The sequence below is a fragment of the Hyphococcus sp. genome (assembly GCF_041986965.1).
Lineage (GTDB): Bacteria > Pseudomonadota > Alphaproteobacteria > Caulobacterales > Parvularculaceae > Hyphococcus.
Map to the genome: position 1 here is coordinate 1,120,806 of NZ_JBHIXB010000001.1, position 21,457 is coordinate 1,142,262.

25 protein-coding genes and 1 tRNA gene are annotated in these 21,457 nt (G+C 58.7%); 13 read left to right on the top strand and 13 right to left on the bottom strand.

The genetic code is table 11. From position 1 onward, the window contains the following. The first annotated feature begins 31 nt into the window (after window positions 1-31). Window positions 32-367, top strand: coding sequence for a hypothetical protein (locus ACFC5L_RS05590; RefSeq protein WP_375201260.1), 336 nt, complete (start codon window positions 32-34; stop codon window positions 365-367). A gap of 53 nt (window positions 368-420) precedes the next feature. Here the strand turns inward: ACFC5L_RS05590 and ACFC5L_RS05595 are convergent, their stop codons facing one another. Then, window positions 421-1,356 carry an AEC family transporter gene (locus tag ACFC5L_RS05595; protein WP_375201259.1) on the bottom strand — a complete coding sequence of 312 codons (936 nt, stop codon included), beginning with the start codon at window positions 1,354-1,356 and terminating at the stop codon, window positions 421-423. Between the two features lie 107 nt (window positions 1,357-1,463). On the opposite strand from ACFC5L_RS05595, the gene ACFC5L_RS05600 reads away from it, so the two are divergent. Next, window positions 1,464-2,132, top strand: a complete 669-nt coding sequence (locus ACFC5L_RS05600; RefSeq protein WP_375201258.1) for a Fe2+-dependent dioxygenase — start codon at window positions 1,464-1,466, stop codon at window positions 2,130-2,132. A 6-nt stretch (window positions 2,133-2,138) separates the two neighbouring features. Here ACFC5L_RS05600 and ACFC5L_RS05605 read toward each other — a convergent pair whose 3' ends face one another. Further along, window positions 2,139-2,858, bottom strand: coding sequence for a class I SAM-dependent methyltransferase (locus ACFC5L_RS05605; protein WP_375201257.1), 720 nt, complete (start codon window positions 2,856-2,858; stop codon window positions 2,139-2,141). Between the two features lie 120 nt (window positions 2,859-2,978). On the opposite strand from ACFC5L_RS05605, the gene ACFC5L_RS05610 reads away from it, so the two are divergent. From ACFC5L_RS05610 to ACFC5L_RS05625, 4 genes are read left to right on the top strand one after another with little or no spacing between them, the layout of a single operon-like run. Then, window positions 2,979-3,821, top strand: coding sequence for a hypothetical protein (locus tag ACFC5L_RS05610; RefSeq protein WP_375210736.1), 843 nt, complete (start codon window positions 2,979-2,981; stop codon window positions 3,819-3,821). Window positions 3,822-3,863: 42 nt separating this feature from the next. Next, window positions 3,864-5,030, top strand: coding sequence for an aminotransferase (locus ACFC5L_RS05615; protein WP_375201255.1), 1,167 nt, complete (start codon window positions 3,864-3,866; stop codon window positions 5,028-5,030). 17 nt (window positions 5,031-5,047) lie between these two features. Further along, window positions 5,048-5,623 carry a thioredoxin family protein gene (locus ACFC5L_RS05620; protein ID WP_375201254.1) on the top strand — a complete coding sequence of 192 codons (576 nt, stop codon included), beginning with the start codon at window positions 5,048-5,050 and terminating at the stop codon, window positions 5,621-5,623. A 6-nt stretch (window positions 5,624-5,629) separates the two neighbouring features. Continuing rightward, complete coding sequence (locus ACFC5L_RS05625; RefSeq protein WP_375201253.1) at window positions 5,630-6,571, top strand: carbon-nitrogen hydrolase family protein; 942 nt, start codon at window positions 5,630-5,632, stop codon at window positions 6,569-6,571. A 13-nt stretch (window positions 6,572-6,584) separates the two neighbouring features. Here ACFC5L_RS05625 and ACFC5L_RS05630 read toward each other — a convergent pair whose 3' ends face one another. Next, window positions 6,585-7,772, bottom strand: coding sequence for an NAD-dependent epimerase/dehydratase family protein (locus tag ACFC5L_RS05630; protein WP_375201252.1), 1,188 nt, complete (start codon window positions 7,770-7,772; stop codon window positions 6,585-6,587). A 199-nt stretch (window positions 7,773-7,971) separates the two neighbouring features. On the opposite strand from ACFC5L_RS05630, the gene ACFC5L_RS05635 reads away from it, so the two are divergent. Then, complete coding sequence (locus tag ACFC5L_RS05635; protein WP_375201251.1) at window positions 7,972-8,673, top strand: phosphoadenylyl-sulfate reductase; 702 nt, start codon at window positions 7,972-7,974, stop codon at window positions 8,671-8,673. On the opposite strand, the gene rfbA is transcribed toward ACFC5L_RS05635, so the two are convergent. From rfbA to cpdR, 5 genes are all read right to left on the bottom strand, one after another. Further along, entirely contained in the window at window positions 8,674-9,540 is an 867-nt protein-coding gene (gene rfbA / locus ACFC5L_RS05640) for a glucose-1-phosphate thymidylyltransferase RfbA (protein WP_375201250.1), read from the bottom strand. It abuts the gene before it with no gap. Next, the gene (rfbD, locus tag ACFC5L_RS05645) at window positions 9,537-10,403 is read right to left on the bottom strand and encodes a dTDP-4-dehydrorhamnose reductase (RefSeq protein WP_375201249.1); all 867 of its coding nucleotides are present in this window, start codon (window positions 10,401-10,403) and stop codon (window positions 9,537-9,539) included. The genes rfbA and rfbD overlap by 4 nt, the downstream gene beginning before the upstream one ends. Window positions 10,404-10,433: 30 nt before the next feature. Further along, window positions 10,434-11,489, bottom strand: coding sequence for a dTDP-glucose 4,6-dehydratase (rfbB, locus tag ACFC5L_RS05650; protein ID WP_375201248.1), 1,056 nt, complete (start codon window positions 11,487-11,489; stop codon window positions 10,434-10,436). A gap of 163 nt (window positions 11,490-11,652) precedes the next feature. Next, window positions 11,653-11,727, bottom strand: a tRNA-Val gene (locus tag ACFC5L_RS05655). Between the two features lie 86 nt (window positions 11,728-11,813). Beyond that, window positions 11,814-12,173: a cell cycle two-component system response regulator CpdR gene (cpdR, locus tag ACFC5L_RS05660; protein ID WP_375201247.1), complete on the bottom strand. Its 360-nt coding sequence runs from the start codon at window positions 12,171-12,173 to the stop codon at window positions 11,814-11,816. 209 nt (window positions 12,174-12,382) lie between these two features. On the opposite strand from cpdR, the gene ACFC5L_RS05665 reads away from it, so the two are divergent. From ACFC5L_RS05665 to ACFC5L_RS05680, 4 genes are all read left to right on the top strand, one after another. Next, window positions 12,383-13,288: an N-formylglutamate amidohydrolase gene (locus ACFC5L_RS05665; protein WP_375201246.1), complete on the top strand. Its 906-nt coding sequence runs from the start codon at window positions 12,383-12,385 to the stop codon at window positions 13,286-13,288. Window positions 13,289-13,706: 418 nt separating this feature from the next. Then, window positions 13,707-14,888, top strand: a complete 1,182-nt coding sequence (locus ACFC5L_RS05670) for a glycosyltransferase family 4 protein (protein WP_375201245.1) — start codon at window positions 13,707-13,709, stop codon at window positions 14,886-14,888. A gap of 197 nt (window positions 14,889-15,085) precedes the next feature. Beyond that, window positions 15,086-15,478, top strand: a complete 393-nt coding sequence (locus ACFC5L_RS05675) for a helix-turn-helix domain-containing protein (protein ID WP_375201244.1) — start codon at window positions 15,086-15,088, stop codon at window positions 15,476-15,478. Window positions 15,479-15,544: 66 nt separating this feature from the next. Beyond that, complete coding sequence (locus tag ACFC5L_RS05680) at window positions 15,545-16,354, top strand: inositol monophosphatase family protein (protein WP_375201243.1); 810 nt, start codon at window positions 15,545-15,547, stop codon at window positions 16,352-16,354. A gap of 3 nt (window positions 16,355-16,357) precedes the next feature. On the opposite strand, the gene ACFC5L_RS05685 is transcribed toward ACFC5L_RS05680, so the two are convergent. Together ACFC5L_RS05685 and ACFC5L_RS05690 are read right to left on the bottom strand one after the other, a co-directional pair. Then, the gene (locus ACFC5L_RS05685) at window positions 16,358-17,479 is read right to left on the bottom strand and encodes a serine hydrolase domain-containing protein (RefSeq protein WP_375201242.1); all 1,122 of its coding nucleotides are present in this window, start codon (window positions 17,477-17,479) and stop codon (window positions 16,358-16,360) included. Further along, entirely contained in the window at window positions 17,469-17,993 is a 525-nt protein-coding gene (locus tag ACFC5L_RS05690; protein WP_375201241.1) for a winged helix-turn-helix transcriptional regulator, read from the bottom strand. The genes ACFC5L_RS05685 and ACFC5L_RS05690 overlap by 11 nt, the downstream gene beginning before the upstream one ends. Window positions 17,994-18,163: 170 nt before the next feature. Between ACFC5L_RS05690 and ACFC5L_RS05695 the strand changes: the two genes are divergently transcribed. Next, a complete protein-coding gene (locus tag ACFC5L_RS05695) occupies window positions 18,164-18,586 on the top strand; it encodes a c-type cytochrome (RefSeq protein WP_375201240.1) in 423 nt (140 codons plus the stop codon). On the opposite strand, the gene ACFC5L_RS05700 is transcribed toward ACFC5L_RS05695, so the two are convergent. The 3 genes from ACFC5L_RS05700 to ACFC5L_RS05710 are packed head-to-tail and all read right to left on the bottom strand — an operon-like array spanning window position 18,583 to window position 20,740. Then, window positions 18,583-19,527, bottom strand: coding sequence for an alpha/beta hydrolase (locus tag ACFC5L_RS05700; protein ID WP_375201239.1), 945 nt, complete (start codon window positions 19,525-19,527; stop codon window positions 18,583-18,585). The genes ACFC5L_RS05695 and ACFC5L_RS05700 overlap by 4 nt on opposite strands. Beyond that, on the bottom strand, window positions 19,524-19,841 hold the full coding sequence (locus tag ACFC5L_RS05705; RefSeq protein WP_375201238.1) for a hypothetical protein: 318 nt from the start codon (window positions 19,839-19,841) through the stop codon (window positions 19,524-19,526). Before ACFC5L_RS05705 ends, ACFC5L_RS05700 begins: the two co-directional genes overlap by 4 nt. After that, the gene (locus ACFC5L_RS05710; protein ID WP_375201237.1) at window positions 19,841-20,740 is read right to left on the bottom strand and encodes a class I SAM-dependent methyltransferase; all 900 of its coding nucleotides are present in this window, start codon (window positions 20,738-20,740) and stop codon (window positions 19,841-19,843) included. Before ACFC5L_RS05710 ends, ACFC5L_RS05705 begins: the two co-directional genes overlap by 1 nt. Before the next feature lie 199 nt (window positions 20,741-20,939). On the opposite strand from ACFC5L_RS05710, the gene ACFC5L_RS05715 reads away from it, so the two are divergent. After that, window positions 20,940-21,401, top strand: a complete 462-nt coding sequence (locus ACFC5L_RS05715) for an Hsp20 family protein (RefSeq protein ID WP_375201236.1) — start codon at window positions 20,940-20,942, stop codon at window positions 21,399-21,401. Window positions 21,402-21,457 lie beyond the last annotated feature (56 nt).

Genomic DNA, 21,457 nt, shown 5'->3' on the forward strand with positions numbered 1-21,457 from the left:
CCCGGGTGAGATTAACGCAAGAGGGTCCATTATGAACACGAAACGACTTTTTATGAGCGCTGCCTTTGTTTTCGCCGCCACAGGCTTAGCCGCGTGCGGTGGTGAGCCGACTGCGGAAGAAAAGATGGAGGAAGCTGCTGAAGACGCAGCCGATGCGGCGGAAGAGGCAGGCGAAGACGCCGAGGATGTCGCTGATGAGATGGGCGACGCTATCGACGAGACTGCCGAAGATATTGAAGAGGGCGCAGAAGACGCCGCTGATGACGCCAGCGACGCTGCTGAAGAAGCAGCCGACGAGTTCGGTGACTCAGTGGATGAAGCCGCTGAAGAAATGGAAGATGAAGTTGAGGAAGATCCGCAAGGGTAACCCCCAACAGAGAGTTGATGAGAAAAGCCGGCGCCGTGGAGCGCCGGTTTTTTTTATGCGCCAACCAGCCAGAGCACAAAAGGGATGGTGAGTATCGAAAGCATAATGCCAAGCGCGATGGCGCCGGAAACGGCGGCGAGACTTGCATTGAACTTCACGGCGAAAAGATAAGGGTTCATGCCCGTCGGCAGGGCTGCGAAAAGCGTCACCAGCGCCGTCTCCCGGGGCGGCAGATGAAAGACGAATTGGGCAAACGCCCAGGCGATGACCGGGAACACCGCCATTTTGAGAATCATAATGGTCGCAACACCGGCGGCGGCGCCGCGCAAGGGATATGCGGCGACTGCAAGCCCCAGGGCGAACAGGCCTGCCGGGATCGCTGCATCGCCGCCGAGATCGATAATTCGGGACCCAATTGCGGGCATGGTCCAGCCGCCTGCGTTCCATAACGCGCCGGCGGCGAGCGCCAGCACCACCGGGTTCTTCGCCAGCGAGACGAGAACGCCGCCTGTTGTCGCCGCAATATTGATCCCGTGTTCGGCGTTAGCGAGCTCCGCCCAGAGGGTTCCCACAAACCAGTGGCTTGCGGCGTGAACCGCAATGATCAACGCGGCGATGATGAGGCCCTCCTCTCCAAAGGAGAGATAGGCGATCGACAGTCCCATCATGCCGAGATTCCCGAAGGTCGATGCGAACGCCGTGGCCGACCCGCCTGCATCGCCAAGGCCCCGGACGCGCTTGGCGCCGAGCGCGACAATGAGCCAGATCATCCCGGCGGCGGCGTAATAGGCGCCCCATACGCCTGTCGCCGAAACGCTCATCTCCACCGACTGCATGGTGCGGAACAGCAGCGGGGGAACGCAGAAATAGAGGACAAAGTCATTGAGCCCCTTCGCGCCCTCACGGCCGATAAGCCCGACTTTCGCCGCGGCGTAACCGCAGGCGATGAGGAAAAAGACAGGCGCGACGATGGTGAGAATAGCGGTCATGGGCGTCCTTGATGAGGAGCGATGTCACTATTGCCGGAGAATGTCGAGATGACCTGCGGTGAGGGGACGCCTCGCCATAGGGGCGTCGCCCGCGCTATAAGACATTCATGATTCTGGCTTTTGACAATATTCTCTCACCCGAGGCCGTCCGCGATGTGCGGGCCGCCTTTGAACGCATCGCCTTTCGCGACGGCCGCGCCAGCGCCGGGGCGCAGGCGAAACTCGTCAAGGATAACGAGCAGGCCGTTCCCGACGATCCAGAGGCCGCGCCTGTCCGGAAAATGATCGGGGATGAGATCTTCCGGCATCAGGAATTTCGGCTCGCAACGCGGCCGGTAAAGTTGTCGCCGATCATGCTGAGCCGATACAAGCCGGGCATGTCCTACGGCGCCCATGTGGATCATCCGATTTCCGGCGGCGGGCAAATGCGCCGCGATGTGTCTTTCACCTTGTTCCTCAACGAACCGGATGATTATGACGGCGGTGAGCTCATCATCATGGATGGCGTTGGCGAGCTGGACGTCAAACTACCCGCGGGGTCGATGATCGTTTACCCGTCAACGAGCTTGCACCGTGTAGCGGAAGTCACGCGCGGCGAACGCCTCGCCGCCGTAGGCTGGGTCCAGAGCATGGTTCGGGACGCAAAGAAGCGGGAAATCCTTTACGACCTGAACGTGGCCCGGCTCGATCTTTTTGACCAATATGGAAAGTCAAAAAACTCAGACCTGCTCGCCAAGGCGGCGGCGAATCTGTTGCAGATGTGGGCGGATGTTTAGGCGGCTTTATTCAAGCACGAGCACCGGGCAAAGCTCGGCCAGCGCATAGCCGTCACTTTCGAGGAATTCCACCCGGGTGAAAGTCTGCGCCGCCATCTCGCCAAGCCACGACCGCGGTGGAAAGCCGACGGAATAGGTCGCAGATTTCATACTGTCGATGCGGTCGATCTCATCCCGCCGCCAGCCGGTTTTATCAGCGAGCGCTTTGCGGTCAGGGAAAAGCCTGTCGAACATGAGCGCGAGTTCGCTTATGGGAAATACGTAATTTGGCTGCAGCGCCGCCATGGCCATGGCCATGCGCATGCGAAAGCACAACGGGTTTGCATCGGGCGCCGCCAGGCCATCAACGATGTCACTGACCGTTTCCGGAGGCTCCGGTGCGCAAAAACATCGAACGGCCAAAACGCCGCCCGGCGTGAGAACCCGCCGCGCTTCGGGAAACAGTCTGGGCAGGCCGTCGGCCGCCGAGGTGAACGAACCGTCGCCAATGATCGCGGTGAACTCGCCGTCACTGAAGGGCATGGATAGCCAGTCGCCTAATATGGCGCGCCGGTTGTCGCCCGCTTGCGACCAGTATTCGTCGATCATTTTCGCTGTGCCGTCCAGCGCTGTCAGGCGCTCGCCAAGTCGCGCATATTGCGGCGTGGCGCCCAGCATCAGGACATTCTGGTTCTGTCCGGCGATGAGTTGGTTAACCCTGTCGACATCCGGCGGAGATGGCAGCATGGGCGCCCCCATTTTCGCGTAAATATTTGCTAGGTTTGTCCAATCACTGGTCATCTAACAACAACATTTCCTGGCATTATTGGGCTGGCTGCCGGAACAATATGTGCAAGATTGGGGCCTATGGCCAGAATAGTTGTTTATACGAATCCCCTGGACAGGATTTATGTCCCGCGCGTCGGATGGCCGCCAGTCATCGGAACCTATCTCTTGTGTCTGGGATTGCGGGATCTAGTCTTGCGCGGTCATCGCTTCCGGATTGTCAAAGAGCCAAAGCCGGTCGGCGCGGACCTTGCGATTTTGCATACGGATTGCACGATTGCAGACGATGAGTATGTCGGGCTTTCAAGTCATTTTGAGCACGCCGTCAATTTCATCAAAGATATTTCCAAGCGCAAAGTCAGCAAATCACTGCTTGCGAGAACCGACGCCTGGTCGGGGCGGGTCATTGTGAAGTCCGATTTGAACTACGGCGGCGCTGTAGAAGTGAGGCGTAACGAGGAAGCGCAAAAGCGCGGCCTGCCGATTCCCTATCCGGGCGCGGAAGTCAAACCGTCATACGATATTTATGACTCTATTGACGCGGCGCCTGACGCTGTCTGGGAAGACCGCGGGCTTGTCGTCGAAAAATTTCTGCCGGAGCTTGATCCGGAAGGTTACGCCACGCGCACCTGGGTTTTTATGGGAGACAAGTGGAGCTGCATGCGCCATGTTTCAACTGAGCCGATTGTGAAGGCGCGCGGCATTGTCAAATCCGAACGTATTGAGCCGTCGCCTGAAATTTTCGAAGAGCGCAAGCGGCTGGGTATGGACTTCGGTAAGTTCGATTATGTTGAACATGAAGGCAGAACGGTGTTGCTTGATGCAAACCGGACGCCTGGCATCCCCAATGTGCCGCGGCGCATCAGGCGCATCGAGGGCCGCAACATCGCTGACGGCCTCCTGGGCATCTTGAAAGGTCGCTGATTGCGAATGGCGCTGGCGCGCCGGTCCTGTTATCTTTTCAGCATGACCCGATCTTTGAACCCCGTCTATTCAGCCAGGCCACAGTCCATCTTCCCCACCATGTCGCGGCTGGCGCGCGAACAGAACGCCATCAATCTTGGTCAGGGATTTCCCGACGAGGATGGGCCGAAAGAAATTCGCGAAATTGCGGCGCAAGCGATCATCGACGGCCCGAACCAATATGCGCCCGTCGAAGGAACGCCGGAGTTGCGGGAGGCGGTCGCCGCGGACAACAAGCGTTTTTATAATCTCGATATTGATCCAGAGACGGAAGTTCTCGTGACATCAGGCGCGACAGAGGCGCTCGCCGCTGCTTTTCAGGGGTATCTGGAGCCCGGGGACGAAGCGGTGTTGCTGGCGCCTTTTTACGAGAGCTACGCCCCTCAGATCGAAGCGGCGGGCGGGCGCCTCAGGCTTGTGGATCTTATTCCGCCTGCATGGTCTCTTGAAGCCGCAGCGCTGGAAGCGGCGATTACCTCGAAAACAAAACTGATTGTCATCAACACGCCGCACAACCCTCTCGGCAAAGTCATGAGCCGCGAAGAGCTCGAGATCATTGCGGAAGCGGCGCGCCGCCATGACCTAATTGTTGTTTGCGATGAGGTCTATGAACATCTTGTATTTGACCGGCAGCGACATCTTCCATTGATGTGTTTGCCCGGCATGAAGGAGCGGGTGATCCGAATTGGCTCCGCAGGCAAGACGTTTTCACTCACCGGATTTCGCATTGGTTACGTGACAGGACCGGCGCGGCTTATCACTGGGCTGATGAAGGCGCATCAGCACTTATCCTACACATCTCCGGGCCCGTTGCAGAAGGCGGTGGCGGCGGGGATGGCGCTTGGCGATGAGTATTATGAACGCTTTGTTGATGACATGCAGACCAAGCGCGATCTTCTCGCGGCGGGGCTAAAAGAGGCGGGCTTTACTGTGCTCCCTTGTGAGGGAACGTATTTTCTGACGGTCGATATTCGTTCGGTGGGACGTGACGATGATGCTGCGTTCTGCAAGGAGATTACGGAGGATGCAAAAGTTGCGGCGGTGCCGATCTCGGCGTTCTATCATCCCAAACAGAAACAGGCGCCGCGCAATTATGCGCGTTTTTGCTTCTGCAAGCGGCCTGAGATATTGCAGGAAGCCTCGGCGCGGCTCGCGCGTTATTTCACTTAAGGAAAAGGCCAGGCGTGATGAAAACGGCTTTATACTGGATGCTTGGTTGCGCGGCGCTTCTCGGCGGTTGCGTCAAGGCTGCGACAACGACCGTTGGGGCGGCGGCAGGTGTGACGAAAACAGCAGTGAAAATGACTGCCGGGGTTTCCGGCGATGTGGTTGAGGCTGCTTTTGAACCGCGCGGACATGACAAGGATCCGCGTCCTTTCGATGACACGCGCAACGCCATGGCCGATGTGAATGCGGCGCTCATGGCCGCGCAGGCGGGCGGCAAGAATGTCCTGTTAGTGCTCGGCGGCAACTGGTGTCACGACAGTCGTGGGCTGGCGGCGAAGTTCGAGCGCGATGAGCTCGCGGCAGTCATCGCCGAGAGTTACGAACTTGTCTATGTGGATGTGGGCTATCGCGACCGCAATCTTGATGTGCCGGCGCGCTTCGGCGTGATGGAGCTGTTCGGCACGCCGACGGTGCTGATTGTGTCGCCGGAAGGGGACCTTCTCAATCGCGACAGCGTTCACGAGTGGCGCACCGCCGATTCAAAACCCTATGACGAAACGCTTGGCTATTTCCGGCGATATGCGGAAATGAGGTAGGAACAGATGCTTGTCGTCAAAGCGGCGGCCGTTCAGTCCGCGTCTGTGTTGTTCGATACGCCAGCCACTCTAAACAAGGTTGAAGCGCTTGCGACGAAAGCGGCGGAAAACGGCGCGCGGTTCGTTGTTTTTCCTGAAGCCTTTATCGGCGGATACCCAAAAGGCAGTCATTTCGGAGCGCCGGTTGGCTCCCGCTCCGCCGAAGGACGCGCGCTCTTCCGTCAATATTTTGACTCCGCGATAGAGGTTCCCGGGCCGGAAACCGAGCGTCTTGCCAGTCTCGCAGGCGCGCTTGAGGCGGATTTGGTGATCGGCGCCATCGAACGCGCGCCTAAAGACGAAGGCGGCGGCACGTTATATTGTTCTGTGCTGGTTTTTTCAGCAGACGGAAAGTTCTGCGGACGCCGTCGGAAACTGATGCCGACTGCAGCAGAGCGAGTGATCTGGGGTTGCGGCGACGGGTCGACGCTAGATGCTTTTGATGTGACGGCGGGTCGGGCGGGCGCTGCTATCTGTTGGGAAAATTTCATGCCCATGTTGCGTATGAGCCAGTATGCGCAAGGTGTTGAGCTTTACTGTGCGCCGACCGTCGATGATCGGGAAAGCTGGGCCTCGTTGATGCGGGTGGTCGCGCTTGAAGGACGGTGTTTCGTGATTTCCGCATGCCAGTTCATGCGCCGCGCAGACGCGCCGCCTGACTTCCACCCTGTTCAGGGCGACGCACCTGACACGGTGCTCATCAATGGCGGCAGCATGATCGTGTCGCCTCTTGGCGAGATTCTCGCCGGGCCGTGTCATGGTGAAGAAACCATTCTTTACGCCGAGCTCAATCCATCTGAGATCATACGCGGCAAGATGGATTTCGACGTCTCCGGGCATTACGCCCGCGCCGATGTCTTTCAACTGCACGTGAATCGCGGCCGGCAATCGCCGGTCCACGACATGTAGTAGGCGTCCGCTGTCAGGATTTGGACTTCGCCTGTTGCTCTGTGGTCCAATAAGAGATGCAGGGGATCTTGGTCCGGTCGCAGCGGTCGGCGTATTTCTTGGCGATTTCCGTCACCTCTTCGAGAAGCCCCTCCTCGAGCGTGATCGGATCGAGGCCAAGGCCGAGAAGGCGTTGATTTTCAACGTTCAATTCGTTTTCGGCGTCTTCCTTGCGCGGGTTGTTCACATATTCGATCGAGGCGCCGGTTTTGTCGGCGATCATTTTCGCCAGATCGCGGACCCGGTGGGTTTCGGTCATCTGGTTCAGAATGCGAACCCGTTCGCCGTGCTGGGGCGGCGTTTCAATCGCGAGTTCGATACACTTCACTGTGTCCTGAATATGAATGAAGGCGCGCGTCTGTCCGCCTGTGCCGTGCACTGTCATCGGAAAGCCGACAGCGGCCTGCATCAGGAAGCGGTTCAGCACCGTGCCGTAATCGCCGTCATAATCAAAACGGTTGATGAGGCGCACATCCTTTTTCGTTTCTTCCGTCTGTGTGCCCCAGACAATGCCCTGATGCAGGTCGGTGATCTTCAGGCCGTCATTCTTGTTGTAAAACGCGAAGAGCAACTGATCCTGTGTCTTGGTCATGTGATAGATCGAGCCGGGATTGGCCGGGTACAAAATCTCCTGGCGGATTTCCTGACCGTCATCGGTCTCGATTTTCACAGGCAGATAGCCTTCGGGAATCTTCATCCCCGCAGTGCCGTAACCGTAGACGCCCATGGTCCCGAGATGGACGAGATGGGCGTCGACGCCGGACTCGACAATTGCCGCCAGCACATTGTTGGTGGCGTTGAGATTGTTATCCACCGTATAGCGCTTGTGATAGGATGACTTCATGGAATAGGGCGCAGCGCGCTGTTCGGCGAAGTGGACGATCGCGTCAGGCTCAAAATCCTTGATGAGATTCATGAGCCTCGAATAGTTCTTCGCCGCGTCGATATTCTCGAACATGATGCGGCGGCCGGAGACTTCCTCCCACGCCTTGAGGCGGGTGGAGACCGGTTGTATCGGGGTCAGTGATTCCACTTCCAGTTCGATGTCGATTTTGCGGCGGGACAGATTGTCCACAATCACCACATCGTGGCCCATATTCGACAGATGCAGCGCCGTCGGCCAACCGCAAAATCCGTCGCCCCCAATCACCAGGATCTTCATATCGCTTCCTATTTCCTGAAGTCTTCTCGGACACCGCAACGCCATCATGTTGCGGGGATCTGAGCCCTATTAGAGCCCCGAAGGCGCACAAGGCAACCCCGCTGCCGCTACGGCCTGCCGAACAGGCGATTGACGGCGTATATAGCCCCCCGCTAGCCTTTTTTGCAGGCGCGAGCATGGAACCGCTCGGAAACGAAGGATGGCGTCCTTGACGGCGGTGGAAACGGCAAAACGGCTCAGCGCCCAGTATGACGGCATGGACGCCGCTTCGATCATCGATCACGCGGTGCACCAGGCCTTTCCGGGCCGGATCGCCTTTGTTTCCTCCTTTGGAGCCGAATCAGCCGTGCTGTTGCACCTTATGGTTTCGGTCGATCCCTCGGTTCCGGTTCTGTTTCTCGACACCAACAAGCTCTTCGGGGAGACTGTGCGTTACCGCTCGCGGCTGCAGCACCAGCTCGGGCTGGAGGATGTCCGGGTCATCGGGCCGCGCAAGGCCGACCTGGAACGCGAGGACCCGCAAGGGACGCTTTCCATGCGCGATCCCGACGAATGCTGCCGGCTTCGCAAGACCGAGCCGCTGGCGCGGGCGCTGAAAGGGTTTGACTGCTGGGCGACGGGGCGAAAGCGCCATCAAACCGCTTTTCGCAACGAAATGGACTATGTCGAGCATGACGGGGCGAACTTCAAACTGAACCCGCTTGCAAACTGGTCGCGCGCCGACATCGCCGATTATTTTTCGAGGCACAAACTGCCCGAACATCCGCTGGTCCGTCAGGGATATTTTTCCATCGGCTGCATGCCCTGCACCTCAAAAGTGGAGGATGAGGGTGATGCGCGCGCCGGGCGGTGGGCCGGACAGGCGAAAACCGAATGCGGCATTCACACCGTCAAGAAATAGCTATTCGCTTGCGAGACGCAGGAGATATTGTCCGTACTGGTTTTTCTTCAGCGGATCGGCGAGCGCCTTCAGTTGGTCGCGGTCGATAAAGCCAGAACGGTAGGCGATCTCCTCCGGACAGGAAACTTTCAGACCCTGACGGGTCTCGATCGTCTGAACGAAATGCGCCGCTTCCAGAAGCGATTCATGGGTGCCGGTGTCGAGCCAGGCGAAGCCGCGGCCGAGCATCTGAACGCGGAGTTGACCGTCATTCATATACATTTCGTTGAGCGTTGTAATTTCCAGCTCGCCCCGCGCTGAAGGTTTCACGGCCTTGGCGCGTTCCACGACGGTTTCGTCATAGAAATAGAGCCCCGTGGCGGCGTAGTTCGATTTCGGCTTGGCGGGCTTTTCCTCGATGGAAACGGCTTTTCCGTTGGCGTCAAATTCAACGACGCCGTAACGCTCCGGGTCCGTCACCTGATACGCGAAAATTTCGGCGCCACTTCCAAGAGCGGCGGCGTCGCGCAGTTGTTTGGTGAGGCCTTGTCCATAGAAAATATTGTCGCCGAGAACCAGCGCGCATTTATCGCCGGCGATGAACTCCTCTCCAATGATAAACGCTTGCGCGAGGCCGTCGGGAGAGGGCTGCACGGCGTAACTGATCTTGATACCCCAATCGGCCCCGTCGCCAAGCAGGCGCTCGAAAGCGGCGCTGTCTTCCGGCGTCGTGATGATGAGAATGTCGCGAATGCCCGCCAGCATCAAAACGCTGAGCGGGTAATAGATCATCGGTTTATCATAGACCGGCGTCAGTTGTTTGGAGACGCCCTTGGTCACCGGATAAAGCCGCGTGCCCGAACCGCCGGCGAGAATGATCCCCTTCATGACGCTTGTCCTTCTTCTTTTAGCGCAGCGATGACGCGGCGCAGTTCGATGCGCCAGTCAGGTTGTGCGATCCCGAAATCGCGCTCGATTTTCGCGCAGTCGAGTATGGTGTTGAGCGGGCGTTTCGCCGGGGTCGGATAGTCCTCGGTTTTTATGTGCGAAACCTTTACGGAGAGCCCTGCGATCTCGAAAATTTTCTCGGCGAACTCGGCCCAGCTTGCAGTTGGAGCGCCCTGATAATGATAGAGCCCTGCGCCCGGCGCGCCGCGATGCTTCTTGCCGGCGATGGTCACAATTGCGGCGGCGATGTCGGCCGCCGCGGTGGGGCCGCCTTTTTGATCGGCGACGATGGTGAGCGCATCGCGCTCAGCGCCGAGGCGCAGCATGGTTTTCACGAAATTCCCGCCATATTCGGAGAAGACCCAGGACGTGCGCAGAATAACAGCGCCGGGATTGGCGTTCAGGACGGCGCGTTCACCCTCGCATTTTGTGCGGCCATAGACATTCAACGGATTCACCGCCGCATTTTCGGCAAGGCGGTCCTCAGTGGTTCCATCGAACACATAATCGGTGGAGACATGGATTAAGGGAATGCCGGCTTGCGCGGCGGCGACCGCCATTTCTTCGGGCGCCGACGCATTGAGGCGCGTTGCAGCCGCTTCATCGCTTTCCGCCTTGTCGACGGCTGTATAGGCCGAAGCGTTGACGATGATGTCGGGCGCATGGGCCGCAATCGCCTCGCGGGCGGCGCCGGGCGCCATGAGGTCCGCTTCATCGCGACCCAGCGCCGTCACATCATCGCCGGCGCTGTCTTTCAACGCGCGGGCGACCTGTCCGTTTTTGCCAAAGACCAGCATGCGCATGGCTGCGCTCCGCCTTTCCGATGATTGCTTCTAGGCGCTCTGCTTCAGGCCCTGACGCTTGGCCGTGTCGAACCCGCGCTGGCGGATTTTTTCCCACCAGTCCTGATTGTCGAGATACCATTTCACGGTGTCGCGCATGCCTTCTTCAATTGTATGCGCCGGCGTCCAGCCGAGTTCGCGCTCGATCTTGTCGCAATTGATGGCGTAGCGGTGGTCGTGGCCCGGCCGGTCGGCGACGAATTTGATGAGCCCGTCATGGGGCGCATGCTTCGCCTCTGTCAGCTCTTCATCGAGCACAGTGCAGATCATTTTCACGAGATCGAGATTGGTCCGTTCCGCGCGCCCGCCGATATTGTAGGTCTCGCCGGGTTTTCCTTCACGCGCTGCGAGCAGGAGCGCTTCGGCGTGATCCTCCACATGCAGCCAGTCGCGGATATTGTCGCCCTTGCCGTAAATCGGGATCGTGTTGCCCTCAAGGGCGTTGATGATGACGACTGGGATTAGCTTTTCCGGAAACTGATAAGGCCCGTAATTGTTCGAGCAGTTGGTCACAATGACCGGAAGATTGAACGTTTCCTGCCAGGCGCGGGCCAGCATGTCGGAGGAGGCTTTGGCGGCGGAGTAGGGTGAATTGGGCTGGTAGGGCGAGGTTTCGGTGAACTCGCCTGTGGGTCCCAATGATCCGTACACCTCATCGGTTGAGATGTGGTGGAAGCGGAAGTCCTTGGGTGCGTCGCCGTTCGTTATATAGCCGCGGGCGGCTTCGAGCAGGGAATAGGTCCCGATGATGTTGGTCTGGATAAAAGCGCCCGGCCCGTCGATGGAACGGTCCACATGGGTCTCGGCGGCGAGATTCATGACGGCGTCCGGTTTGAACTCATTCATCAGCCGCGCCATCGCCTCGAAATCGCAAATGTCTTCCTGCGCGAATTGATAACGCGCATTGTCTGCGACTATGGCCACATTGTCCGGATTGGCGGCGTAGGTGAGCTTGTCCACATTCAAGACATCATCACCTCGCGCAATCGCGCGGCGCACAACCGCTGAGCCGATAAATCCGGCGCCGCCGGTAACCATAAGCCTCATGGATCTTCTCCTGCCGTCCTCAACCGGGAACTGGCCAAACTGAACATTTCTCGCTTTGCAGCAAGAATTACGCCGCAGCATTCCCGTTATGGATGTCTAACACGCTCCGGCTGAGTTTGTAGCCGTCGCCTGACAAGGCGGCGTTAATCGGGGAGGAAAGAAGTGGTGGGCGCACGTGGTTTCGAACCACGGACCTCTACCATGTCAAGGTAGCGCTCTACCCCTGAGCTATGCGCCCGAGGCGGGACAGGGCCCCGCGTCGAAGGGGTCGCTCTCTAACGGGAAATATTGAGCCGCGCAAGCCTTTGGGGCCGCGCTTTTATTCTAGGCTGCGACTACCCGCTCAACCTCATAGACGAGGTCTTTTAGATGGAAGGGCTTGGACAGGACTTTCGCGTCTTCCGGGGCCTGGTTCGCGGCGTTGAGCGCGACGGCCGCAAAGCCCGTAATGAACATGATCTTCATTTCCGGGTCGATTTCCGTGGCGCGGCGGGCAAGCTCGATCCCGTCCATCACCGGCATGACGATGTCGGTAAGGAGGAGGTCGAATTCGCGCAATTGCAACTCTGTCAGCGCCTCGTCCCCTTGCGCGGCGTCGATCACCGAGTGGCCCGCCCGCTCCAGCGCCTTCTTAAGAAACCGCCGCATGGAATCATCGTCTTCCGCCAGTAAAATCGCCGCCATTTACGCTAACCCTTGTATCCGGACCCTTGAGGGCGTTGACTGTCCTATATGGGGATCGCTTAAAGCCCGATCCGCCGTCTGGCTACGATTTCTGCAAAAACCGCTCCGCTGAGGCCGGATTAACGATATGGCCTTAACGAATCCTGCAACTTCACGCTAACATGCCGTAAGTCGTTTTGAATTCAAGTCTGAGGGAGCCTGCCGCCGCAATGAAGCAGGATATGGAAAGAGAAGGGCGATTCCCGGCGCGCCGGGCTGTCGAAGTGCTGGCCCCGCCAGCGCCGCAATCGCCGTTGATCTTCGCTTCCCCCCATTCGGGCCGCGACTATCCCAGTGAATTATTGAAGAACTCCCGGCTGGACCGGCACGCATTGCGCCAATCTGAAGACAGTTATGTGGACCTGCTCTTTGACGAGGCGCCGCATTTCGGGGCGCCGCTGCTGCGCGCGCTCTTCCCGCGCGCTTATGTGGATGTGAATCGCTCCCGTGACGAGCTGGATCCGCGGATGTTCGCCGATGAAGTCCCGAAGACGGCCGACAGCCGGTCGAGCCGGGTGATCGCGGGGCTCGGCGTCATCCCGCGGATCGTCGCGGACGGCCAGGATATTTACGGGCGCAAACTTTATTATCTCGACGCCCGGGGGCGGCTTGCGGCTTGTTACGACCCTTATCATCGCACCTTGCGCCAGCTGATAGATGAAGCGCGCGGGCGTTTTGGGTGCGCCATTCTGATTGACTGCCATTCCATGCCGTCGGCCGGCGGCGCGCCTTTCCGCGCCGGCGAGCCGCGCATCGATTTTGTTCTGGGCGACCGCTTCGGGTCTTCCTGCGCCCCGTCGATTATCCGCTTTGTAGAGGATATTCTGACCGGCATGGGTTATCAGGTGGCCCGCAACGCCCCTTATGCAGGCGGCTATGTGGCTTCGTCCTATGGCCGGCCGCGAGGCGGCGTGCATGCCCTCCAGATCGAAATTAACCGCGCTCTTTACCTTGATGAGCGGCGCATCGCCCGCACCGGAGGCTTCGAGCCTCTGCGGCGTAACATGATTTCGTTGATGGAGCGCCTGACAGCGTTTGATTCTGACGATTTGCGCTTGCCGCAGGCGGCTGAATAGCGCAAAATCAACTTTCTGACGGCCTAAAAGAAAAAAAGGCCGCGGCAAAGCCGCGGCCAAAGTCGTTAGGGAGGAAACGCCCAAGAACTGGGCAGCAGCACCGAAGCGCTGCAAGAATGTTTATAACACCAACTATTATTGCGACGCAACAAAAATTTTGCATCGCAACATTCCACCCGAGAAAAGCGCCTGAACTCTCAAGGAAGCTAGGTTTTACGCCAGTTTTCCCCAGTTTTGGGTCTAATCATGGTCAGGGCATCCGCATTGGCGGCTTGCCCATAGGCCATATTGGTGGCCGCCGGGGCTGTTTCCGGGGCGCTGCGGAGCGCCGGAGATTGTCAAATCAGCCCCGGCGCCTTACGCCACCCGATCTCCTTAACCATGTTATTTGACGCCCCTCAGGACAGGTGCCCCCGCAATGAGCGACAGCCCAACCCGGACCGAACCCATAGAAAAAAAGAAAAGCGCCTTGCGCCGCCTTGGCTCCGGCGTCGGCCGGCTGACCCGCGCCAAGAAAAAATTCGACATGCCCAAGGGCGAACAGGGGCTGAAGATCGTCATCGCGACTGACGCCTGGAAGCCGCAGTTGAACGGCGTCGTCAGAACGCTCGATACGCTGGGCAAGATTCTCACCGACTTCGGTAATGAGGTGCTTTACATCACGCCGAACGAGTTTCGGTCTGTGCCGTTGCCGTCTTATCCCGAGATCCGTCTGTCGTTGATGCCCAATCGCAAGGTGGCGAAAATGATTAACGACTTCCAGCCGGATGCGATCCACATAGCAACGGAAGGACCTATTGGCCGTGCGACGCGCCGTTTCTGCAAGCGCCGCGGTTATCCGTTCACCACAAGCTTTCATACGCGCTTTGCCGAATACGCCAATGAGCGCTGGAAAGTGCCCACGAGCTGGGGCTACGGCATTCTTAAGGATTTTCACAAGGACGGCGAAACCATGATGGTGGCGACGCCGGGTCTTGTCGCGGAACTTAAGGAACGCGGCTTCACCGATATGAAACTGTGGGCCCGCGGCGTCGATCTTGAGCAATTCACCCCGGGCGACCGTTCGTTGCTGGATAAATATGAACGTCCGGTGTTTCTTTATGTGGGCCGGCTGGCGGTTGAAAAAAGCATCGAGGACTTTGTGGAGGCGGACCTGCCTGGCACCAAAGTCATTGTCGGTGAAGGGCCGCAGCGAGAAGAGCTTGAAGCGAAATATAAGGACGCTGTGTTCACGGGCCCGAAATATGGCGACGAGCTGACCCAATATTATCAGGCGTCGGATGTTTTCGTTTTTCCTTCGCGCACTGACACTTTCGGCCTTGTTAACGTTGAGGCGCTCGCCTGCGGCGTGCCTGTGGCGTCTTATCCCGTTCGAGGGCCGCTTGAAATTCTTGACGGCGCGCCTGCTGGCTGCGGCGCAATGGACGAGGATTTAACCAAGGCCTGCCTCACCGCTTACGAAAACCGCGATCCCAAGGCCTGCCGCGAATGGGCGGAAAATTTCTCCTGGGAAGCGGCCTCGCGCCAGTTCATCGCCAATCTCGAAACGCCGGGCTTTGACGAAAACTTCTGGTTGCGGTCGGCGAAGATGATCGACTGATCTGTACCGTTCCGGAACAATCGGCGCCTCTTTCCTGCGTCCCTCAAAGGGGCGCATACATCCTCCACGCGTGAAACGCGCCTATTAGGCGAGCGAAATATAAGGGGTTCACGCTTCCGGCACGGTGTTTGCGTCAACGCTGGCGAGCCGGGACGCGCGATGGGGTGCGTGGCGGGCGTGAGTGGAGTTAGGGAATAATGGCGCATCCAATTGACGTGCATGTGGGACGGCGGCTACGGCAGCGTCGCCGTCTGCTCGGGCTGACGCAGGAAAAGCTGGCCCAGGCGGTCGATATTCGTTTCCAGCAGATTCAGAAATATGAAAGCGGCTCGAATCGCATTTCCGCCTCGCGTCTTTGGTCGCTGGCGAAAGCGCTCGATGTTTCGATCACCTATTTCTTTGAAGGTATGAACGGCTCAGAACCGAAACTCGATTTCGACCTGCGCGCGGAATATGGATTCGCCGAGGCGCCTGCCGAGGGGCTTCTCGACGAAAAAGAAACCATGGATCTTGTGCGCTATTACTACCAGCTTGGTGAAGAACCGCGTCGCCGCTTGCTTGATCTGGCGCGCGCCCTTTCCGAGAGCTGATCAAGCAAACCCTCCGAGAACTTCTTGCTTGCACCTTGGCGCGGCGATCATCATGATCGCCGCGTCATGGCTTTTTCACCTGAAGACTTAAAAGAATTTTCCGGCTTCGCCGCGCGTCTCGCCGATGCGGCGCGCGCCGAAACCTTGCCGCGCTTTCGCAAGGGCACGACCATTTTCAACAAGGCGGGTCCATGGTTTGATCCGGTGACGGACGCCGACCGTGAGGCGGAGCGCGCCTTGCGGCGAATGATCGAAAAAATTTATCCCGACCACGCCATTCTTGGTGAAGAATTTGGAGAGACAAAAGCTGACAGTCCCTGGCGCTGGGTTCTTGATCCTGTGGACGGCACCCGCGCTTTCATGTGCGGCGCTTCAAGCTGGGCGACCCTGATCGCGCTTGAACATGAAGCATCGCCGGTGATGGGGCTCATTGATCAGCCCTTCACCGATGAACGCTGGCTCGGCGGCGCGGCTGAAACGCTTTATATGCGTGGCGGCCAGGCCAGCGCGGCGAGAACAAGCGGCCTTACGGACATTGCAAAAGCCCGTCTGTCGACGACTGACCCGCTGGCGACCGGCTATTTCTCTGACGCTGAAGCGGCCGCCTTCGCCCGGGTCGCCAAGGCGTCGCGCGTCGCGCGCTATTCCCTTGACGCTTACGCCTACGGCCTTCTCGCCATCGGCGAGCTCGATATCGTCATTGAAAGCGGTCTTCAGCGCTACGACTATGCGGCGCTCATTCCTGTTGTTGAGGGCGCCGGCGGCGTCGTCACCAATTGGCAAGGCGATGCGCCGGGCGCTGATGACAAGGGCGAACTGATCGCTACGGCGACGCCCGAACTTCATCGTGCGGCGCTTGAAGTGCTGAAAGGCTGACGGCTATTCGTCAGCGCAGGGCGCGTCCGTTTGTCCCGTCAGCATCGCAGCCATCATTTTTCGTGAGAGCTTGCCTGTGTTCGGCGTGTTATAGGCGTTGCTTAGGACAATCGTGAACAGGCCGTCGTCAGGCGCTAACATGAAAGCGGCCTGTCCGCCCGGCGCCAGCCCGGTGTGCCATACGGCGCGGACGCCGCAAAATTCGCGTTCATTAAATCCGAGGCCATAGGCTGTGGGTTCGCCATTGGGTAAGGTCTGCGGTGTCCAGGCTGCAAAGAGGCTGTCTTCATCCAGCAGCCCGCCTGAATTTAAAAGCCCGATCCAGCGATTGAGATCTGTTGCGGAGGAAAGCAAGGCGCCGGCGGCGCTTACATGCGACATATCGAGGCCCGGCGTGTTCAGAATGTCGCCGTCTCGAAGCTCATAAGCCGCTGCACGGGATTTGATGATCGCCTCATGCGCGTCGAAATGCGAATTCGCCATACCGTATTCGCTGAAAAATGAATTCACGGCATCTTTGTAAGGCCGGCCGATAATTTTCTCGATCACATGCGCGACGAGCACGTAGTTGAAATTGACATATTCGTATTGCGCGCCCGGCGCCTTGGACGCTGGCGTTTCTTTTGCGAGCTCGATGATTTTGTCCGTCGTGATGGGGAGCCAGATGTGTTCCATAAGAGCCGGATCGGAAAGAAAGTCTGCAAGGCCGGAACGATGGCTCAAGAGCTGGCGCATGGTGACGGCGCCAAACTGGTCCGGCAAGTCAGGCGCATAGATGCGAACGGGCTGGTCGAGATCGAGAAGGTTTTCTTCAACGAGTTGTAACGCCATCACGGCCGTGATGGGCTTTGAAAGAGAGCCGATACGGATTGCCGTCTCGGTCGTCATGGCTTCATCCCATTCCAGATTGGCATAGCCGATGGCGCCGGACGCCAATACGCGCCCATTCCGGGAAATGAGATAAGCTGCGCCGGGGCCGGCGGGATCATAGGCTTCACGCACCTTCGCCGCGGCGGTCTCGGCGCGCGCTTGGAGTGGGTCCGAAATTGTCTGTGCAGCTGGAGGCGTCGCACAACCGGCGAGGACGGCAAGGCCTGCAAGGACAAGTCCGATCTTACCGTTCATTGCTGCTGACTTTCAGGTTCTGCTGATATTCAGGGAATTGCTGGCACAGGCGTGCGAGCAGCGGCTTTGCATGAAGCGCGCGTTCAAGCTTCAGCACCGCCTCGCTCATATCCGCATCAATCTCTCGCCACAGAGCCTGATAAACTTTTTCAAAGTCGCGCATCATCGCAGCGGCGTCTGCGATTTCGGCGCGTTTGCGCCACGACAGGGAAAAAACCCGTTTTCTGGCGTCCTCGCGGCTGATGGCGGAGGTCACATAGTTTTCCGCTTCAAGAGTCTTCAGGCGCGATTCGACCAGTTGCCGCGACAGTCCCGTAAAAGCCGCAAGGTCGCTTGAGCTTTGTCCGCTCTCTTCATGAAGCGCGATGACGATGGAAATGAGTTTGGCGTCAAGCGCGATCCCGGTCCGCCAGAAAGCATCGCGCCCCTGTTCGCCGACAAGATCGGACACACGCCTTAGCTGAAGCCCGAACAGATTTTCAGAGAGCGCCGCCATCATAACCCACCGTTTCATAGCATAGTATTTGCGCAAATTTTTGCGCAAATAGCTTGATGTGTCAACATACAGACCCAGCGCCTGAGCTGGGAAGCGGGCATCAGCCAGGGGTGCATGGGCGTAGGGCGTTACAAATCTGACATTCTCAGCGCGTAGGCTTTGGCGGCATCAGACAGACGGAGGCGTCGATGAAAAAAATTGTCTTGTGTGTTTCCCTCGCGGTGGCGCTTGCCGGATGCGACCTGCGCCCGACCTCAAGCTATGGCTTCCGCCTGCCTGATGGCGACGCTGAAAAAGGCAAGCAGGTCTTTGCCGAAAAGATGTGCTCAAGCTGTCACGTCATCGAAGGCATGGAGGACCTGCGTGAAGGGATGGACCCGGAAATGACTGTGACGATCGGCGGCATGACGACGCAAATTGACACTTATGGCCAATTGGTGACCTCGGTCATTAACCCATCCCATCGCATTGCAAGAGGCTACCGCTCGGAAGATTATGTTGACGATGGCGAGTCGAAAATGCGCAACTACAATGACGAGCTAACGGTTAGCGAACTCATCGATCTTGTCGCATTTTTGCAGGCGCAATATACCGAGTTTCCGGACTATTAAGACGGGTTTTCGCTGGTGAAGACCGGCGCAACAAAATCGTCGAACGCCTTGAAGTAGAGCGCGCGAATGGAATCGCGCTCCATCATGATCTCGTGAAGTGCGCCGGGGATGATCTCCAGAGAGATCATATCGCTCGCGTCCGCGATTATCTTGTGGTCGGCGCCGTCTATTTGCTGTTCGGCCCCGGCGGAGACGATCAATACCGGGATTGTGACGCCGGCAAGGGCCCCCGGCGCATGAAGGGTCGCGCTTTCTTTCATGGCTGCGTTGACCCAGCCATAGGTGGGGGTTGTTGAGGCGGCTTCCGGCGCGGCGAGCTTCAGATCGCGGAACCGCGCGTGGCGCGCCTTGTCGCTTGTAAAAATATTGCCGTCAAAATTTTCCGAATGATCTTTGGAGCGTGCGGTCTCGTTGCAGGCAAAGCCGAGTGTGCACGCCGTTGCTGCAGCGAAAGCCATCACCTTGTTTTGCGCTTCAGGAAACAGCCGGGTCATGGGCGCGCATAAAACCGCGCGGGAAAACCCTTCATACCCGTCGGCGAGCAGCATCAGTCCCGGCATCCCGCCCATGGAATGGGTCATGAGAATATAGGGTCCGGCAAAGCGCGGTTTCACATGTTGTTCGGTGAAATCGCGAAGATCGTTTTTCAACGTCTGAAAATACCCGTTCCATTTCACGGCGCGGGCGCTGTCCCGGTCGGAAAGGCCCTGTCCGCGCCAGTCCATCATGGCGACATTCAAACCGCGCGCATTCAGATCGCGCACGGTCTCGAAATATTTTTCGATGAATTCCGACCAGCCGGTGACAAGGACCACGGTTCCGCGCGGGTTTTTTGCGGGGAAAAAAGCGGCGCGCAGTTTGGCGCTGTCCGCAGCAGTGATGTCCTCCACGCTGGCGCCTTCCGGCGCAGGATTGCCTGCAATGTCGATGAACCGGCTCACCGGCCTTCTTCCAGGTTGAGGCGAGCCATGACGCTCATATCCCCGGCGACAGTGATGCGTCCCGCAACATAAGCCCCTTCCAGGGAGCGTGTGCTGGACAAGGCGCGAACCAGCGCTTCCCGGCGCCCGCGCCACAGGCAGTTTTCTTCATCGGCTTTCGGGGCCTTGGCGGAGATTACGGGCGGCGTTTTGCGCCCGTCGATCCAGAGTGGCGCGCCCTCTTCGGGCGCAAGCTTGATGATCGCGCCAAAAGGCGCAGCGAAGGCTTTCGCTGCCGCTGCGCTGAGCGCGTCCTGTTCGCCTGCTGTGGTCACTATTCCAGCAGCGCGCCATCGGCCGCAATGGGCTTGCGGAATTTCAGCGTCATGCGGTCGCTCTCGCCAATCGAGTCATAATGGGCGCGATCGAAATTCGGATCGTCTTCGCCATTGATCTGGGCCGAGCGTCGCACAGGGGGCAAGGTCCAGACGCCAAAAGGATGATCCTTCGTGTCCGCTAAATTGGCGTTGATTTCACTCGCGCTGTCGAACTCAAAACCGGCGGCCTCGGCCATGGCGACCACATCATCTGTGTACACATAACCTTTGGAGCCGTCGCGGGGCAGGTCAGCGCCGTCGGCGCGGTGTTCGACGACGCCGAGAACGCCGCCAGGCTTCAGGGCGCGATAAAATTCTTCAAAAGTTTCTTCCGCTGTGCCGCGGCCCATGAAGCTGTGAATATTGCGGAAGGTCACAACGACATCGGCGGCGACTTCGGGCGCGATATGATGGCCGGCGCCCAATGTGGTCATCTCCACATCGCCATAGGTGTCGGGCGCTTCCACATAGGTCTTGTGAAAGGTATCAAGCGCGGCGCGGGCGCGTTCGCTCGCGCCTTCCGCCGGGAAGCTGGCCGCATAAAGTTTGCCGCCGCCGGTTTTCATGTAAGGCGCGATGACCTGCGTGTACCAGCCCCCGCCTGGATAGACTTCCACGACGGTCATGTCAGGCGCGAGCCCGAAGAAGAGGAGCGTTTCTTTCGGGTGGCGATATTGGTCGCGGGCGCGCTCTTCGTCATTGCGGTGGTCGCCGGCGAGCACGGCGTCAAGACGGGCCGCATTGTCGAGGGGCGCGGCTTCTTCAGCCGGCGCAGCCTTTTCCTCACCGCCGCAGGCCGCGAGGCCGAGACCCATCACTGCAGCAAGCCCCGCATAAAGGGCTGATTTCAAAATCATGTTCCGCTCCCATCCTTGTGTGGCGGGCTCTTTACCATGGTTTTCGGCCGGTCCGAAACGGGACCTCTTGAACTCGTGATTTCGGCGCCTATCTCGGTTCTGACGGAGGCCAAACCGGCTCCGTTCGCGTCCGTTCCGGCCTGATGGCGGAGCAAAGGACGCGCGCAACCCTCGCTTGAACCAAGGAGGAACCAAGCAAATGCGTACTTTCGACCTAACCCCCCTTTATCGCTCGTCGGTCGGCTTCGACCGTGTCTTTGACCTGCTCGACACCATGGGCAAGGCCGAGACCGGAGGTTACCCACCCTATAATATCGAGCGTCTCGACGAAGACGACTATCGCATCACGCTCGCCGTCGCCGGTTTTTCCGAAGACGAGCTTGACGTTGAGCTCCATGAGAACACGCTGACCGTCACCGGCTCGCGCGGCGAGGCCGATGAAGGCCGCACCTTCCTGTATCAGGGCATCGCCGGCCGCTCGTTCCAGCGCCGCTTCCAGCTCGCCGAGCATGTGAAGGTCGCGGGCGCCTCTCTGGTGAACGGACTTTTGAACATTGAACTCCAGCGTGAGATCCCTGAATCCGCCAAACCGCGCAAGATTTCGATCTCTGGCGAAGAGGCCGGCAATGTCAAAATCCTGAAGGACGCTGACGCAGCCTAAGGGAGAGCGACCCTTTAATTTCCCTCTCTAATTGAAAACCGAGATACTCGGGCGCG